Genomic DNA, 17503 nt, shown 5'->3' with positions numbered 1-17503 from the left:
CCTGGACTGGAGGGCATGCCGATGGCGAAGTAGATCTGCTTCAGGTGGCAATCCGGGAAGCCAAAGAAGAAACCGGATTAAGCACGGTGACAGCGATGTCTGACAATATTATTTCATTGGATATTTTGCCGGTTTTTGGTCATCTTAAAAATAATCAGCCTGTTTCAGCCCATTTGCATTTATCGGTGGCCTATTTACTTTCGGCTTCTGAGGATGAATCACTGGCCATCAAACCGGATGAAAACAGTGGGGTCCGGTGGATTGCCATCCCCGAACTGGCCAACTATGTCAGTGAACCCCATATGCAGGTAGTTTATGATAAAATTTTAAATAAGCGCTGATCATTACTATTTAGTTTGGAATAACTTTGATGAGCGTTAAAAATCAAGGAGGGTCTATGTCAATATCGAAAGCCATTGAATTTTCGGCCAAAGCCCATGAAGGTCATTTTCGCAAGGGCTCTCAGGTTCCCTATATTACGCACCCTTTTGAGGTCGCCAAAATACTTAGCGAAGCCGTCGATCCGGAAGAAAATGAAGGCCTGATTATGGCCGGTCTGCTCCACGATACGGTGGAAGACACCGACACCAGTCTGGTAACCATTCGTCGGGAATTTGGCGATGCTGTCGCCGATCTGGTCGCCTCCGACTCGGAAAATAAAAGCTTGCCCTGGGAAGCCCGCAAGCAGCATACCATCGATTTTTTAAAAAATGAAGCAACCCGGGAGATGCAGATGCTGGCCTGTGCTGATAAGCTGGCTAACTTAAGAAGTGTTAAAGCCGATTACGAAAGAATCGGCGAAGAGGTCTGGGATATTTTTGTCAGAGGCAAGGAAAAGCAGGCCTGGTATTACCAAGGCGTGCTGGATGCATTGGCACCGCTGGAAGGCTTAGCAATGTATGCTGAATTGAAAGCACTGATACAGGAGATCTTTGACTAAAAGAAGAAATCCTGTTAGAAACAAACAACGTGAAGAGGCAGAAGTACGGAGTGTTAATTCCTTGGATTGTGTAAGGAATTATCTGGCTTGACAAAACCACTATATACAAGTATAATTCTAAACAGTTTATTAATACGTACAAGGTTACCCAATTAAACAATTAAAAGTATAACTGTGATATGAAATCACTGGAAGTCATGAATGTTGTGTGAGCACATTTATGGCTTTTTTTGCGCAATGCAACTAATGTTTATGATCGGTAATCGGGTATAATTATTTTTTTCAGTCAATCGATAAGAAAATAACTATAACCAGCAGGTATTGCAGACCCTCAAATCAAGAAAATACGCAAAATTTATCAGACTCTAAAAATTCACAGATGACGTGACAATACCAACAAAAACGCAGCCATGAAGGTTTTAAATTCCCCAGCGGGATGAAATTTTCATGGTTTTTTTATATACAAATCAGTGATAAAAATATGAGAAACACAGGAGAAAAGATGAAGAAAAAAATTATATGTTTAGGATTGGTCTGTCTGATGTTTGCCATGATGCTAACTGGTTGTGCCAGCAATGGTGGAACCGATAAAAAAACAGCACGGGCCGCTGACGAGTTGGTATTGGCCATTGGTGGGGAACCGGATGACGGTTTTGACCCCACCACCGGTTGGGGTCGCTATGGCTCGCCATTGTTTCAGAGTACCCTGCTGACCCGGGACAACGATCTGAATATCGTGAACGATTTGGCCACCGGTTACATCATCAGCGACGATGGGTTGACATGGTCCTATCAGATCCGCAAGGATGTGAAGTTTTCTGATGGCACCCCATTAACTGCCGCCGATGTTGTATTCACCTACGAAACGACCGCCAAAAGCGGATCAGTGGTGGATTTAAGCGTGATGGTCAGTGCCAAAGCGATTGATGATTATACCGTGGAATTCAAGCTGAATAAACCCCAGTCAACCTTTCTTTATACAACCGCTGCCCTGGGGATTGTGCCAAAAGCCAGCTATAGCAGTGATTATGCCCAGAAACCAGTGGGTTCCGGTCCCTATAAATTTGTACAATGGGACAAGGGTCAACAGCTGATCGTTGAAGCCAACGCCAATTATTATGGGACTAAACCTGAATTTAAGAAGGTGACCTTCCTCTATCTCAGTGAAGAAGCGACTTTTGCCGCTGCTAAAGCTGGTGAAGTGGATATGGCGTCCATTGTTCCCTCACTGACCAGCCAGAAAGTGGATGGGATGACCCTAAAGACCGTCGATAGTGTTGACAATCGGGGGATTTCCCTGCCTTATGTCAAATCGGGTACTGCCACAGCCGAAGGTTATCCCATCGGCAATGATGTCACCTCAGACCTGGCCATTCGTAAAGCGATTAACTATGCCATTGATCGACAAAATCTGGTCGACGGGGTTTTGCTTGGCTATGGTTCTGAAGCCTACTCAGTCTGTGATGGATTACCCTGGGGCAATACTGAGACAGCAATTACCGATGGTGATAGTGAAGGGGCTAAAAAGATGCTGGCCGACGGCGGCTGGATTGACAGCGATGGCGATGGCATCGTTGAAAAAGATGGGGTTAAAGCCGAGTTTACCCTGATCTATCCATCATCCGATAAGGTCAGACAATCATTGGCTATCTCTGTTATTGATATGATTACCCCAATTGGGATCAAAGTTAATGTGGAAGGAAAAAGCTGGGACGAAATTTACAAGCTGATGTTTTCAAATGCAGTTCTATTTGGCTGGGGAAGCCACGACCCGATCGAGATGTACAATATTTACTATAGCGGCAACGCCGGTATTGAGACCAATGATCCCACCTTCTACAAAAATGATAAGGTCGATGCCTATATGAATCAGGCCCTGGCTACGACCGATGAAGCCGCTGCCAACGAACTCTGGAAAAAAGCCCAGTGGGATGGCCAAACGGGCTTCAGTACCTTGGGGGATGCTCCTTGGGCCTGGCTGGTAAATATCGATCATCTTTACCTAGTGGATGACAGTCTGGACATCGGCCAAAATCGCACCGAGCCTCACGGTCACGGTTGGCCAATTACGGCGAATATCACCGAATGGCATCGAAAATAAATATGAACTCAGCAAAATATGTAGCGGGCAAAGCCCTGCGAATGCTTTCTTTGCTGATTGCGCTGTGCATTGTGTCGTTTATCTTGGTCAAAAACTCGCCCATTGATCCGGTTCAGGCCTATATTGGTGCCGATATGATGCGGGTTTCGGAAGAACAGCGGGAACAGATTGCTGAAAACTGGGGGCTTGATAAGCCTCCAGTTGAACAATTTTTAAGCTGGGCTGAGGCCATTGTACAGGGTGATTTTGGTACCTCAATGATCTATCGGGCGCCGGTTCTTACGGTGATTGGCAATCGCTTTACGGCCTCACTGGCCCTGATGGGGGTAGCCTGGCTGTTATCGGGAATTTTTGGATTTTTGATGGGGATCATTGCCGGAATGAACAAGGGCAAACTGATTGATCGGGCGATCAAATGGTATTGCTTAACCCTGGCGGCAACCCCAACCTTCTGGTTGGGGTTAATTCTACTGATGATTTTTTCGGTCTGGCTGGGTTGGTTTCCCATCGGACTGGGGGTACCGGTAGGGGTTCTATCTGAAAACGTGACCCTTTCTGAAAAAATCTATCATCTGATTTTGCCAGCCCTGACCTTAAGCATTGTCGGTGTTGCCAACATTGCCCTGCACACCCGGCAAAAATTACTGGATGTATTGGAAAGTGATTATATTTTGTTTGCCAGAGCCAATGGCGAGTCGGGTCTGGGTCTGGTGTGGAAGCACGGTGTAAGGAATATTATGCTACCAGCGGTAACGTTGCAATTCGCTTCTTTCAGTGAATTGTTTGGGGGATCTGTGCTGGCGGAACAAGTTTTTTCCTACCCGGGTTTAGGTCAGGCAACGGTTCAGGCCGGACTTCGGGGGGACGTTCCACTATTACTGGGGATTGTCTTAATCAGTGCGATATTTGTATTCACCGGGAATCTGATTGGCGATATTATCTGCTCGGTAGTGGATCCCCGGATTAAGGAAGGAAGAGCATCCGTATGAATGTGTTAACTGAACCAGAAAATACCATACTCGAGGGTGCGCAAAGAAATGGGATTCGCAGTTATAAACTGAACCGACGACAAAAAACCCTGATTATCACCGGATTTTGTACGGCTTTGCTCATTGGGATCATGATTGCGGCTCAGTTAATGAGCAATGCGGGGATTGCGACCAATTTTACCCAACAAAACCTGGCGCCGTCCTGGGAGCATCCATTTGGAACCGACTGGCTGGGACGGGATATGTTTACCAGAACCATTAAGGGGCTTTCCATCAGTATTCAAATTGGTCTGCTGGCATCGAGTGTTAGTGTGGTCATTGCCCTGGTGCTGGGGATGGCCGCTGCCACCATGGGTGAAAAGGTTGACGCCGCCATTTCCTGGCTGGTCGATTTGTTTATGGGGGTTCCCCATCTGGTGGCCCTGATTCTGATTGCGGTGGTTCTCGGTGGTGGCGCCAAAGGCGTCATTATCGGGGTGGCGCTAACCCATTGGCCCAGTCTGACCCGGGTGATCCGGGCGGAGGTCATGCAGGTGCGTACTTCGCAATATGTGCTGGTTTCACGGCATATGGGGAAAGGTCGCTGGTGGATCGCCACCAAACATATTCTGCCGCATTTGCTGCCCCAGTTTTTTGTCGGTCTGATTCTGATTTTTCCCCATGCCATTTTGCATGAGGCATCGATTACCTTTCTGGGCTTTGGATTATCACCCCATCTGCCAGCCATCGGCGTGATTCTGTCTGAATCGATGGGGTATCTGGCGGCCGGGATGTGGTGGCTGGCGTTTTTTCCGGGTCTTTCGCTGTTAGTTATTGTCCGGGCCTTTGATGTCATCGGCGATAATCTGCATCTGTTGATGGATCCTCACAGTGCCCACGAATAGAAGGAGGGATGCGGTTAAATGAATACAAAGCAAACGAGTAAGTTTAGTCACTCAAATGCGAGTATAATGAATAGAAGCACAGAAAGTCTGGCTAATCCGGAGGAATTGCTGGTGGTAAAAAATCTGTCGGTTTCCTTTATTCAGTATGCAAAGGGCTTGAAACAGCTAAATCTGGAAGTTATTTGTGACCTTAATGTCAGTGTTAACAGCGGAGAAATTGTCGCTATTGTTGGTTCCAGTGGATCAGGAAAAAGTTTGTTGGCACATGCCATTTTAGGCATTCTCCCTACCAATGCCAAGGTTACCGGGACAATCCGCTATCAGGGTCAAGCTCTGACAACAGAACGCCAGAAAGTCTTTCGGGGCCAGGAAATCAGCCTGATTCCCCAGTCAGTCAATTACCTGGATCCACTGATGAAGGTTGGTGAACAGGTGCAAAATACCATCAGGACAAAAGATGCAAAACAGCTGCAGCAGCAGGTCTTTGAGCGCTATCATCTGTCAAAAGAAGCTGGTCTGCTCTATCCCTTTCAATTATCCGGGGGGATGGCCCGGCGGGTTTTGGTGGCGACGGCGGTCAGTGGCGGAGCCAAATTGATTATTGCCGATGAACCGACCCCGGGACTACATCCGGAAGTGGTGGCAGAAACCCTTGCGCACCTTAAAGAATTGGCCAATCAGGGTTGTGGGGTGATGATGATTACCCATGATATTGAGGCAGCCATGAAAATTGCGGACCGGATTGCAGTGTTTTATGCCGGTACAACCGTCGAAGTAGCCCCCATCGAAGATTTTAAAGAACGGGGCGAAGCCCTGCGGCATCCCTATACCAGAGCGTTGTGGATGGCCTTGCCGGAAAATGACTTCAAACCGATTCCCGGTTTTCAACCGACACCGACAGACTTGCCTCCGGGTTGCCTGTTTGAACCCCGCTGTCACTTAAGAACAGCGGAATGTCAATGTGGAAAACCGGAGATGCAGGATCTTCGGGGTGGACAAGTGAGGTGTATCCATGCGACTTGAAGCAAAAAATATCGGTTTTGGTTATCATCAAAACAGCTGGATTTTTAAACACATCAGTTTAGCTGTTGAATCCGGAGAAATTGTGGCCTTGACTGGTAATAGCGGCTGCGGCAAAACGACGCTGGCCAAGGTTTTAGCTGGTTACGAGAAGCCCAGAGAAGGACGGGTCGAATTAAACGGCAAGGCGAATACTTTTGCCGGTTATAATCCGGTTCAGATGATTTTTCAGCATCCTGAAAAATCAGTCAATCCACGCTGGCGCATCCGTGACACCGTCAACGAAGGCTGGCCAGTTGATCAGGAATTGTTGTACCGGTTGGGAATTGAAGAAGTCTGGATGAACCGCTGGCCCAATGAATTATCCGGCGGCGAGTTACAGCGGTTTTGTGTCGCCAGAGCACTGTCCCCGAATACACAGTTTATCATTGCCGATGAAATGACAACCATGCTTGATGCCATCACCCAGGCCCAAATCTGGGAAGTGGTGCTGGATCTGGTCAAGCAGCGGAACATGGGGATGATCATTGTCAGCCATGAAGAGAAACTGATTAAACGGATTTGTGATCGGGTCATTGATCTGGAAGCGGTACTAAATAATTGTGAGGGCGAGATAAAGAACCTTGATCTAAAGCCGGATGGTCTATTGGTTTCTCAGCTGGAATAAGCACTTAAATCGAAGTAATAAAAAAGACAAAAGCAGGCTGAATCACCAGTCTGTTTTTGTCTTTTTTTGCTTTGTAATCCTGTAATCGAAAACAAAAATTTAAACGCCATCTATTTAACAGACTGTTAACAATCTCTTTACCTCCTCAAAACCTTTTATGGTTTTTTATTTGATAAGATAGCTATGCAAACAACGATAATCAAGGAAATTTGAAGGAGAAAAAAATGTCAAAAAAATTAAAAAGAGTTTTAGTATCACTGTTAGTTGGTGCGACCGTACTGACCCTGGCAGGATGCGGTTCATCTGGATCAACAACGACCTCAACAACGAAAGAGGCGGTTTCCGGTGAAATCAACGGTGGCGGTTCCACTTCAGTACAGAAAATTATCGATGCAGCTGGTTCAGAATTTACAGCCTTAAACCCTGATGCTAAGTTCACCTATAGCGGAACGGGTTCGTCTGATGGGATTAAAGGCGCAACCGCTGGTACCTATTCCTTTGGCTGTGCTTCCCGGGAATTGAAAACCGAAGAAAAGGGTAATTTAACGGAACTAATCTTTGCTTATGATGGAATTGCCATCGTCTTAAACCCGGCTAATACGGTTACCAACCTGACCAAAGATCAGGTAGCTAAAATCTATATGGGCGAAATTACCAACTGGAGCGAAGTTGGCGGAGCCGATGGAACTATTGTTGTCGTATCCCGGGAAGATGGATCGGGAACCCGAGATGCAGTCGAAGAACTGGTTGGCTTTAAAGAAAAATTGAAAGCCGATGCCACCATCAAAGAAGGTAACGGAAATGTTCAGACTACGGTAGCTGGAAATACCAATGCCATTGGCTATGTTTCGTTAACCTTTGTTGATAAAACCGTTAAAGCCATTGATGTTGACGGCGTAAAAGCAACCGTTGATAATGTTAAAAACAAAACCTACCCCATTTCACGACCATTTTTGGCCATGTATGACGAGTCAAAAGTTGACGATGCAACCCTGGCATTCCTTGACTTCCTGATGAGTACCGAAGGACAGGCGATCGTAGAAGAACACGGTGGTATCGCAGTTTAATACCAAAAAACTGAGACTCCTGAGAAGGAGTCTCTCTTCATTAAAATAATCCCATGACATCAGGTGACCAGCATGGGTATGAAAAGGAGCGTTTATTTTGCAGGCAATTAAACGTAAGAAACGAAAAGAAACAATCATCGAAGGCTTTTTTTTAATCTGTGCTTTCGTAGCTGTAATCAGTGTACTGGCGATTACAGTTTTCGTGTTTTTTAACGGACTTAAACCATTTATTTCGAATAGTTATCCACTATGGGATTTTTTAACCGGCGTTGAATGGCGCCCGGGTTCAAATATGTACGGGATCTTTTACATGATTGTGGGATCCATTTATGCAACCTTCGGAGCGATACTAATTGGTGTACCCGTAGCAATTCTTACCGCCGTTTATATTTCGGAACTGGCTGGTTCCCGGCTGGGCAAGATGATCCGTTTTGCGGTAGAACTACTGGCAGGGATCCCATCGGTTTTATATGGGGTTTTTGGCTTGGGGATTATCGTTCCCTATGTGCTTAAAATTTCCCCCATGGCTCAGGGGGAATCGCTGCTGGCGACGATCCTGGTGCTGGCAATTATGATTTTACCGACCGTGGTCAGCATCTCAGAAACGTCCATCAGCGCTGTCCCGAAAGAATATCGGGAAGGCTCTTATGCCCTGGGGGCATCAAAAATCCAGACGATTTTTAAGGTCGTGTTGCCAGCTGCCCGATCGGGAATCATGACCGGGGTGATTCTGGGGATTGGCCGGGCCATCGGCGAAACCATGGCGGTGATGCTGGTTTGTGGAAATCCCATTGCGGGGATTCCCACCAGTCTGTTTGATCAGATCCGGCCGCTAACGACCAATATTGCCCTGGAAATGGGCTACGCCTCCGGGGTTCACCAGGAGCTGCTGTATTCAACTGGGGTGGTCTTATTTATTTTTATTATGATCATCAATCTGGCTGTCAATAAACTGGTTAAGGCAAAGGTAGGTAGTTAAATGGGAAGAACAGCAAAAGATAGTTTAGTCAAAGGGATTATTTATCTGGCCACTGGCATCACCTTAAGTGTCTTGCTCTCGATTGTCGGGTTTATTTTTGTAAAGGGAATTGGTCTGGTAAACTGGGATTTCTTGACCCGGGATTATAACGAAAAGGTCGTCTACGCTTTTGTGGAGTCTGGTGAGGTGCCATTGAGCATTGACGAAGAAAGCCTGAAAAGCAAGCAGCCTTATGATCAACGCTATGAAACACTGCAAGAAGGCCCCATCTATGTGGAAAACATCGGCGCTGCCATTGCCAGTGTTTCTTATAAAAATCACAGTACCGAGCGGGAACAGATTGTGATTAGTTACATTGAAAAAGACTCGCCGCTTAACGGGGCCATTGATTCAACCGGAAAGGCAATCACCATTGGCACCGATTATATTCTCCAGAGCATTAACGGCACTGATTTTGGCGACATGACGCTGGAAGAAGTGGCAGAAACGATCACTGCAGAATCGGGCGAATTGAAAATAAAAGTTGTTCAACCCGGCGGTGGGATCAAGTCGAATATCATCACCACGTTGTATATGGTCTTGCTGTCACTGATTGTGGCCTTACCATTGGGGATATTCGGGGCGATTTATCTGACCGAATATGCCAAGCCCGGACGACTGGTCAATGCCATCCGTTTCGCCGCTGAATGTCTGGCGGGGATTCCCTCGATTATTTTTGGTCTGTTTGGGATGGCCTTCTTTGTAGTCGCAATGAATTTTCAAATCTCACTGATCTCTGGTAGTCTGACCGTGGCCATTATCCTGCTGCCGGTTATCATCCGGAGTACCGAAGAAGCCTTAAAAACCGTGCCGATGGCCTTTCGGGAAGGTTCACTGGCCCTTGGTGCCACCAAGCTGCAAACCATCTTTAAGGTGGTGTTGCCCTGTGCGGTTCCTGGAATTGCTACTGCAGTACTGCTTAGTATCGGTCGGGTAGTTGGTGAGTCGGCGGCCTTATTATTAACTGCTGGAACCGTAGCACAAATACCCGGAACCCTCTTTTCACCGGGTAGTACCCTGACGGTACAGGCCTATTATGTGGCCAAAGAAGAAGGGAACATCGAACTCGCCTGTGCGATAGGGATTGTCATAATTGTCATTGTTATTGTACTGAACAGCTTGTCCCGGATCACTTCTGACAAGTTGGACGTCTTTAATAAAAAATGAGGAGTAATATGGACACAAATATAAAGTTTAATACTAAAAACCTGGATTTGTTTTATGGCGATTTTCAAGCCCTTAAATCAATCAATATGGAAATCCGCGAAAAGGAAGTGACGGCTTTCATCGGCCCTTCCGGCTGTGGTAAGTCGACTTTTTTGCGCTGTCTCAATCGGATGAATGATCTGATCGACTGCGTTAAAATAAAGGGCGAAATTCTCTTTGACGGCAAAGATATTAACGGGCCCATTGATGTCATCAATCTGCGAACCCGGGTGGGAATGGTGTTTCAAAAACCCAATCCCTTTCCGATGAGTATTTATGAAAATATCGCCTATGGTCCCAAATGCCAGGGAATGAAGGATAAAAACCAACTGGATGCCCTGGTAAAAGAAAGTCTGACAAAGGCAGCCCTTTGGGATGAAGTCAAGGATCGACTCAACAAATCGGCTCTGGGTTTATCCGGTGGTCAACAGCAACGGCTTTGTATTGCCCGGACCATTGCCATGAACCCGGAGGTGATTTTAATGGATGAGCCGACCTCGGCGCTCGACCCCATTGCCACGGCCAAGATTGAAGATCTGATGTCCAGTTTAAAGAAAGATTATACCATTATTATCGTCACCCATTCGATGCAGCAGGCCGGGCGAATCTCAGATAAAACTGCTTTCTTTCTGATGGGCGAGGTGATCGAATTCAATGAAACACCGATCATCTTCACAAACCCCCATGATAAACGGACTGAGGATTATATCACCGGACGTTTCGGTTGATAAGGAGAATGAAATGCGAATTGAATATAATGAAGAACTGCGAATGATCAAAGATGAAATCTTACGGATGTCTGCGATGACTGAAAAAATGCTGTCTGATTCGGTAGCTGCGCTAAAATCGCAGGATTGCGAACTGGCCCGATCGGTCATCGACCGGGATGATCTGGTGGATGCCAAAGAAATTGAACTGCAGCTGGTAGTCAGTCAGGTGATTGCGACCCAGGGGCCAGTAGCCACGGATCTGCGGCGGCTGGCATCGACCTATAAGATTATCACCAATCTGGAGCGAATTGCTGATTTAGCGGTGAATATTTCCAAGCGGGTGCTGGAACTGTCGGAAGTTGTGTATATGAAACGACTGGTTGATATTCCCCGGGCCTGTGAATTGGCCGAAAAGTTGTTAAAGCTGGCTATTGCGGCCTTTGTTCATGAAGACATTAGTCGCTTAAGAGAAGTGGTGGATATGGAAGACGAGATTGATGCTCTGAATATTCAGATTCATCATGAATGTTTGGCCTATATGATGGACAATTCAAAAAATATCCATCAGGGCTCGGTATTTATTTTCGTCGGTTCCTATCTGGAGCGGATTGGTGACCACGCTACCAATATTTTTGAAACAGTCTTTTATATCGTTACCGGTGACTACATTGATTTTAACGACCTGGATGAAGAGACGATTGAACAGACACTGGCTCTCCAAAAAAAGATCAAGGCCATGGAACTTGAAAAATCAGCGAAATAGCTATTAAAAACAAGCACAAAAAGTCGGATGAATAGAAAATCCGACTTTTTTTGCAATTTAATTTGTATACCGTTAAATTTTAAATAGTTGATAAGCAGGCATCGATTTGGGTAAGTAACTATTCAAACAAAAACAAAATATGTCTTAAACAAATGGGCAAGTCGAATAATTATGATGGCAATTTCTGCCAGTCCTGATTATAATGATCGTAGGCAGAGAATGATTATTAATTATTTTACGAAAGTCATTACCAGGTTGAATTTTTGCAAAAGGACTGGAAGCTACTATGAATACGAAAGAAACACAAAGCGCCACAACTGTTATCGGCGAAGATAAAGACAGCGAAGAGCGGTTAAGACGACTGGTCGATATTCTTAAGCATCCTTCAGAGTCCATTCAGGAATTTCTGGACTATGCACTCACCCAGGCCATCGAACTCACTGGTAGCCAGATCGGGTACATCTACCATTACCATGAAGACCGAGAAGAATTTATTTTAAATACCTGGTCTGAAGAGGTCATGGAAGCGTGTCATGTAGAAAAACTGGAAACCGTCTATCAATTGGATAAAACCGGGATTTGGGGGGAAGCCGTGCGCCAGAGACGGCCAATTGTCATAAACAATTATCAACAAAAAAATCCGCTCAAAAGAGGTTATCCCAAAGGACATGTCCCGCTTTACAATTTTTTGACCATTCCTGTTTTTAAGAATCAGGAAATTGTTGGGGTGGTGGGGTTAGCCAATAAAGCGACGGATTATGTCGAAAGAGACATATTGAACATCACCCTGTTAATGGAAAGTGTCTGGACGGTTACCGAGACGAAAAAAGCGGAACAGGCCTTAGCCCAAAGCAACGCCCGCTATGATAAGCTGGTACAGCGGATTCCTGTGGGGATCTATACCATGCGCAGAAAAAGTACCGGCGAAACCCGGTTTGAATACTGCAGTGAAAAGTTCTGCCAGATGCTGGGCTTAACGGTTGCTGAGGTATTGGCCGATACCGAGGCGGTTGATCGGGCCATTTTTCCGGATGATCGGAAATCGCTGAGAGCGGCAAAAAAAGGGGCGGCCAGCCGTGGACAGAGCTTTCGCTGGGAAGGGCGTAGCCAGATTGGGGGAGCGATCCGTTGGATTCGGTTTGAATCCGAGCCAACCCCGTTGAAAAATGGTGATTGTCTTTGGAATGGTGTCCTTCTTAATATTTCAGAGCAAAAACAGGCTGAAGAAGAATTAAAACGAACATCTACCCGGCTTACCCTGGCTACTCGGGCTGGGCGGGTCGGAATTTGGGATTGGGACATTTTATCCAATCAAATGCTTTTTGATGACTTAATGCTGGAGCTTTATGATCTACCAGAAAAAAACTATTGGGTTCCGGAACAAATCTGGAAACAGGTCATTCACCCCGACGATTTAGAACAGCTAATCGCAGCGTTAGAACAGGCTATCCGGGAAAAACAAGAATACAATTTTGAGTTCCGGGTGGTCTGGCAGGATGGTTCCATTCACACCATTCGTGCTTTAGCAACGGTACAGTACGACGAAGGTGGAAACGCTGTGCGGATGATTGGTACGAATTGGGACATCTCAGAAGAAAAAGAAGCCCACGCCCGAATAATCGAAACAAATCGACGGCTCCAGGATGAAATCATTGAACGACGATATATCGAAGAAGCCCTCAGAGCCAGCGAAGAAAAATTCAAGGCTATCATTGAGACATCTCCGGATGGGATTGCAATTTCATCCATGGATGGGGTGGTAGAGTTTGCAACCGAAAAATCGTATTCAATGTGGGGCCTTGACTCCATGGCAGAATGTGTTGGGAAAAATATTTTGGAATTTATTCACGAAAGCCATCAACAGAAAGCAATTTACTATATCACCGAAATGATCAAGGGAAATCTAACTGGAGCTGCTGAATATTTGATGGTACGAAAAGACGGCAGTCATTTTTATTGCGAGGTTAATGCTAATATTCTCCGGGACAATAACAACAATCCCATTGGTGTACTTTACATGGAACGGGACGTAACGGAGCGTAAACGGTTGGAAGAAGAGTTAAAAGAGTTGGCCATTAAAGATCAACTTACCGGTCTTTATAATCGTCGTAAGATTGATGAGGTGCTAAAGCAGCAAAAGTCTGCGGCAGATGATATGGTGCGGGATTTATCGGTGATTATGGTGGATATTGATTTCTTCAAAAAAGTGAACGATCAATTTGGTCATCAGGTTGGTGATCAGGTGTTAACAGAGATCACCGAGATTCTGGCCAAAGGAATCCGGAGAAATGATGTTTTAGGTCGATGGGGCGGCGAAGAGTTTATCATTATCTCTACTGACACGGATCTGTCTGGGGCCATGGTTCTGGCCGAAAAACTTCGGGTAATGATTGAATCGCATGTGTTTAGGCAGGTGGGAAAAAAGACCTGCTCTTTTGGAGTATCCCAATTGCGTAAAAACGAAACGATTGATGCCCTCTTAATCCGCTCGGATCAGGCCCTCTACCGGGCTAAGAGTCAGGGGCGAAATCGTGTGGCCGCTGAAAGTTAAGGATAGAAGGAGGAACTAAATGGAAACCATTCATGAAGCGAAAAATAAGTTCTATATGGGCGTCAATGAAGATGAACCTGTCGGTTTATTGAGTTATCACCTTGAAGGCCAACACTTGATTATTGAGCATGTCTATGTCACCAGAGAACTCCGAGGTCAGGAACTGGGGGTTAGGCTGGTGGCTAAGGCAGTGGCGTTCGCCCGGGAAAATAAACTTAAAATTAGCTCCTATTGTTCCTATGCCGAAAAGGTGCTCAGTGAAAACCCGGACAATGGTGATGTTTTTTCAGATGACACCGATTCATGTGATAATTAATATTCGATAACCGTTTCAAGTGAAAAACAGCAAGAATATCGAAACGATCAAAAAAGGCGGATTTATTATCTGTCTTTTTATTTTTATGCCCTTGTTTTTTGCAGGTTAAAACCGTATAATAAGCGAATCGTTGTAAAAAACGATAATAATTATGGCAAAATTATGAAAAGAAACGTTTGCAAATGATAAAATGTGGTATATTATTACAGCCAGTCTGTAAAGATGCCATCAACATTGGTTGGTAAATCTCAGCGCAGCTGAGTAGTATAAAAGGGAAAAGAAAGGGGAAACGATGAAATCGATCCGATTACGTCTTATCACGTTGTTTACCGCACTGATTCTGGTGGTTACCGGTATTCTGGGGGTTATTGTGGTTAATCAGTTCACCAGCGTTTTAGAGGAAGATGCGCATGAATAATTACAGAGTACGGCGGAGGTTCAGGCCCGCTATATCGAAGCGAGAATAAACAATCAGCTGAACTATATGGAAGGTTTGGCACAAAATTCACTGATTCTGGATCCGGCGGTGTCAAAAGAACAACGGGTAGCTTTTTTTGAAGGTGAAGCGGCTCGAGTCGGTTATGATGCCTTTGTTCTAGCAGATTTAAGCGGCAATGGGGTTACCCAGAGTGCTGCTGGCGATGCCGTTAATGTGGCTGATCGAAGTTATTTTAAAGGTGCTGCCGCCGGGGTGCCGACCGTCTCGGACATCACCATCAGTCGGGTTACCGGTGAACCGGTATTACTTTTTGCGACACCAGTTTATCAAAACGGAGCGATCGCCGCTGTCCTTTATGGAAGAAAAGAAGGGAAGACGCTCAGCAATATTGTTGGCGAAGTTACCTATGGTGAAACGGGTTTTGGTTCATTGATCAACAATGACGGGATTGCAGTCGGAAATGCCGATCTGGAGCTGGTTAAGCAGCAGTTTAATTTTGCCAAAGCAGACGAAGAAAATCCGGATTATGCGCAATTAGCTGAATTGGTGCGTAGTAAGATGACAACCCGGGAACCGGGATTTGGAGATTACAGTCTGGAAGGAAAGGACTTTTTAGTTGGCTATGCACCGGTTGAAGGGACGCCCTGGGTTTTGTCGGTAGCGATGGATCAGATTGAACTGGATGCCCAGGTGGCAGAGGTTCGCAATACGATCATCACAGTAATTGTGCTGGCAATTATCGTCGCTGCATTTGCGGTATTTCTCATCAGTGGAACCATTTCAAAACCGATTGTGGCGACAACAGAAGAGCTTAATCGGCTGGCAGGTTTTGATTTTCGCTATGACGAACATTCCAATGCTGGCAAATATATTAATCGCCAGGATGAAATTGGAACCATGCTAAAGGCCGTTGCAACTATGCAACAGAATGTTCAGGACAATCTGATTGATAAACTTGAACATATCGCACAGGGAAATCTGGATGATGAAATTATTATGGTTGGAGATCATGATCAGGTTGGCCCGGCATTGCAGGACACGCAGGAAGCCATCAAAACCCTGATTACCGATACCAATATGTTAGTTAGCGCTGCCGTAGAAGGTCGATTGGATGAGCGGGCGGATGAAACCAAATACGATGGGGATTACCAAAAGGTGATCGCTGGGGTCAATGCGACTCTCGATGCTGTTGTTGAACCAATCAAAGAAGCTTCGGTGGTACTTGAAGCCATGGCCCAGGGTAATCTTGACCAGGATATGCAGGGGAATTATCGGGGTGAGCATGCAGTCATTAAAATTTCAGTGAATAAAACCTTTGAGAGCATTAAAATGCTGGTAAGTGACACGAATTATTTAGTAGCCGCTGCCGTCGCTGGAGAACTGGACACCCGGGCTGATACAACCAAACATCGTGGCGAATATGCCAGAATTATTTCTGGGGTCAATGCGACGTTGGATGCAATGGCAGAGCCGATTCACGAGGCATCGGTGGTACTTGAAGCGATGGCTCAGGGTAATCTTGATCAGGGAATGGAAGGCAACTATAAAGGTGAATATGCCCGGATTAAAGAGTCTGTAAACCGTACCTTTGAAAGTATTAAAAAGCTGGTGGGAGACACCAATCGTCTGGTGGATTCGGCAGTGGCGGGCGATCTGAATGCCCGGGCTGACACCAATAAACACAGCGGTGAATATGCCCGGATTGTTGCCGGCATCAATGCTACCCTGGAAGCCACCGTGGCACCAATACAGGAAGCCAATCTGGTACTGGAAGAAGTAGCCAACGGCAGCTTGAAGTTACGGATGGTCGGAGACTATAAGGGTGAGCATTCAGCAATTAAAGATTCGTTAAACAGTACCCTGGACTTTTTACAGGGAATTGTTGATGAGGTGTCTGAGATTCTTGATCAGATGGCCAATTCAAATATGGTTGTTAGCATCATCGGCGATTATAAAGGCGATTTTGAACCGATTAAAACCGCCCTTAACCATATTATTGAAGCCTTTAATGGGATTTTAAAAGATATGAATGAAGCCGCCGATCAGGTATCTGCCGGTGCTTCACAGGTATCAGATGGCAGTCAGATGCTGGCCCAGGGTTCAACTGAACAGGCTGCTGCCATCCAGCAATTGAGCTCCTCCATTGATGAAATTGCTGATAAAACCAAAGATAACGCCAAACGGGCCAGCGAAGCCAACATGCTTTCAACGACAGCCCAGGAAAAAGCCCAAAAAGGGAATGATAGCATGCGTCAACTTCAGGCGTCTATGGATGAAATCAACCAGGCCTCGGGAAATATTTCAAAAATTATCAAGGTTATTGACGATATCGCTTTCCAGACCAATATCCTGTCACTGAATGCGGCCGTGGAAGCAGCCCGGGCTGGCCAACATGGCAAGGGCTTTGCGGTGGTGGCAGAAGAGGTTAGAAGCCTGGCCGCCCGAAGTGCTGAAGCAGCCAAGGAAACCACGGTTTTAATTGAAGGTTCGGTGAAAAAAACGGAGGGTGGTACTGCAATTGCCGATGAAACAGCCATCGCATTGGAAGAAATTGTCGAAGAAATTACCAAGGCTGCGCAATTGGTTCAGGAAATTGCGGAAGCCTCCAATGATCAAGCCACCAACATCACCCAGATAAATCTGGGGGTTGATCAAGTCTCCCAGGTTGTCCAGGGAAATACTGCAACAGCCGAGCAGTCAGCCGCTGCCAGTGAAGAATTATCGGGTCAATCCCAGTTACTAAAAGAAATGATATCACGGTTTAAACTTAAAAGATAAGACTAAAAAAAGACAAGGAAGCATTTTTCCTTGTCTTTTTATTGATAGAGGAGC

General features: G+C 45.8%; 16 protein-coding genes and 1 pseudogene. All 17 read left to right on the top strand.

Annotation, left to right across the window (positions count from 1 at the left end; genetic code table 11):
- Positions 1-341, top strand: a 341-nt coding sequence (locus BI182_RS14390; protein WP_286808857.1) for an NUDIX domain-containing protein, incomplete at its 5' end; no start/stop codon positions are given.
- A 56-nt stretch (positions 342-397) separates the two neighbouring features.
- Positions 398-940 carry an HD domain-containing protein gene (locus BI182_RS14385; RefSeq protein ID WP_286808853.1) on the top strand — a complete coding sequence of 181 codons (543 nt, stop codon included), beginning with the start codon at positions 398-400 and terminating at the stop codon, positions 938-940.
- Between the two features lie 502 nt (positions 941-1442).
- Positions 1443-3041, top strand: a complete 1599-nt coding sequence (locus BI182_RS14380) for an ABC transporter substrate-binding protein (RefSeq protein WP_286808851.1) — start codon at positions 1443-1445, stop codon at positions 3039-3041.
- A gap of 2 nt (positions 3042-3043) precedes the next feature.
- Complete coding sequence (locus tag BI182_RS14375) at positions 3044-4030, top strand: ABC transporter permease (RefSeq protein ID WP_286808848.1); 987 nt, start codon at positions 3044-3046, stop codon at positions 4028-4030.
- A 68-nt stretch (positions 4031-4098) separates the two neighbouring features.
- Entirely contained in the window at positions 4099-4914 is an 816-nt protein-coding gene (locus BI182_RS14370; protein WP_286808883.1) for an ABC transporter permease, read from the top strand.
- Between the two features lie 66 nt (positions 4915-4980).
- On the top strand, positions 4981-5937 hold the full coding sequence (locus BI182_RS14365) for an ABC transporter ATP-binding protein (protein WP_286808846.1): 957 nt from the start codon (positions 4981-4983) through the stop codon (positions 5935-5937).
- Entirely contained in the window at positions 5927-6601 is a 675-nt protein-coding gene (locus BI182_RS14360) for an ABC transporter ATP-binding protein (protein ID WP_286808841.1), read from the top strand. Before BI182_RS14365 ends, BI182_RS14360 begins: the two co-directional genes overlap by 11 nt.
- 224 nt (positions 6602-6825) lie before the next feature.
- Complete coding sequence (locus BI182_RS14355) at positions 6826-7668, top strand: phosphate ABC transporter substrate-binding protein (protein ID WP_070371248.1); 843 nt, start codon at positions 6826-6828, stop codon at positions 7666-7668.
- A 97-nt stretch (positions 7669-7765) separates the two neighbouring features.
- Entirely contained in the window at positions 7766-8647 is an 882-nt protein-coding gene (gene pstC, locus BI182_RS14350; protein ID WP_148637686.1) for a phosphate ABC transporter permease subunit PstC, read from the top strand.
- Positions 8648-9853 (top strand): phosphate ABC transporter permease PstA, encoded by a 1206-nt coding sequence (pstA, locus tag BI182_RS17305; RefSeq protein WP_353744778.1) that lies wholly within the window; start codon positions 8648-8650, stop codon positions 9851-9853.
- 8 nt (positions 9854-9861) lie between these two features.
- Positions 9862-10620 carry a phosphate ABC transporter ATP-binding protein PstB gene (gene pstB / locus BI182_RS14340; protein ID WP_070371251.1) on the top strand — a complete coding sequence of 253 codons (759 nt, stop codon included), beginning with the start codon at positions 9862-9864 and terminating at the stop codon, positions 10618-10620.
- A gap of 13 nt (positions 10621-10633) precedes the next feature.
- Positions 10634-11365, top strand: coding sequence for a phosphate signaling complex protein PhoU (phoU, locus tag BI182_RS14335; protein WP_148637688.1), 732 nt, complete (start codon positions 10634-10636; stop codon positions 11363-11365).
- Positions 11366-11651: 286 nt separating this feature from the next.
- The gene (locus BI182_RS14330) at positions 11652-13916 is read left to right on the top strand and encodes a diguanylate cyclase (protein WP_148637689.1); all 2265 of its coding nucleotides are present in this window, start codon (positions 11652-11654) and stop codon (positions 13914-13916) included.
- Positions 13917-13935: 19 nt separating this feature from the next.
- Positions 13936-14232: a GNAT family N-acetyltransferase gene (locus tag BI182_RS14325; RefSeq protein ID WP_148637690.1), complete on the top strand. Its 297-nt coding sequence runs from the start codon at positions 13936-13938 to the stop codon at positions 14230-14232.
- Between the two features lie 292 nt (positions 14233-14524).
- The gene (locus BI182_RS14320; protein ID WP_263993081.1) at positions 14525-14650 is read left to right on the top strand and encodes a hypothetical protein; all 126 of its coding nucleotides are present in this window, start codon (positions 14525-14527) and stop codon (positions 14648-14650) included.
- A 15-nt stretch (positions 14651-14665) separates the two neighbouring features.
- Positions 14666-15349 (top strand): annotated as a pseudogene (locus tag BI182_RS14315) (cache domain-containing protein); the annotation flags it as partial.
- Positions 15335-17449 (top strand): methyl-accepting chemotaxis protein, encoded by a 2115-nt coding sequence (locus tag BI182_RS14310; RefSeq protein ID WP_286808881.1) that lies wholly within the window; start codon positions 15335-15337, stop codon positions 17447-17449. The pseudogene BI182_RS14315 and the gene BI182_RS14310, both read left to right, overlap by 15 nt.
- Positions 17450-17503 lie beyond the last annotated feature (54 nt).

The organism is Acetobacterium sp. MES1, from assembly GCF_002237635.1.
In the GTDB taxonomy this organism is placed as follows: Bacteria; Bacillota; Clostridia; order Eubacteriales; family Eubacteriaceae; genus Acetobacterium; species Acetobacterium wieringae.
The sequence above is the reverse complement of the archived record's forward strand: the minus strand, read 5'-3'. Positions and strand labels throughout refer to the sequence as shown.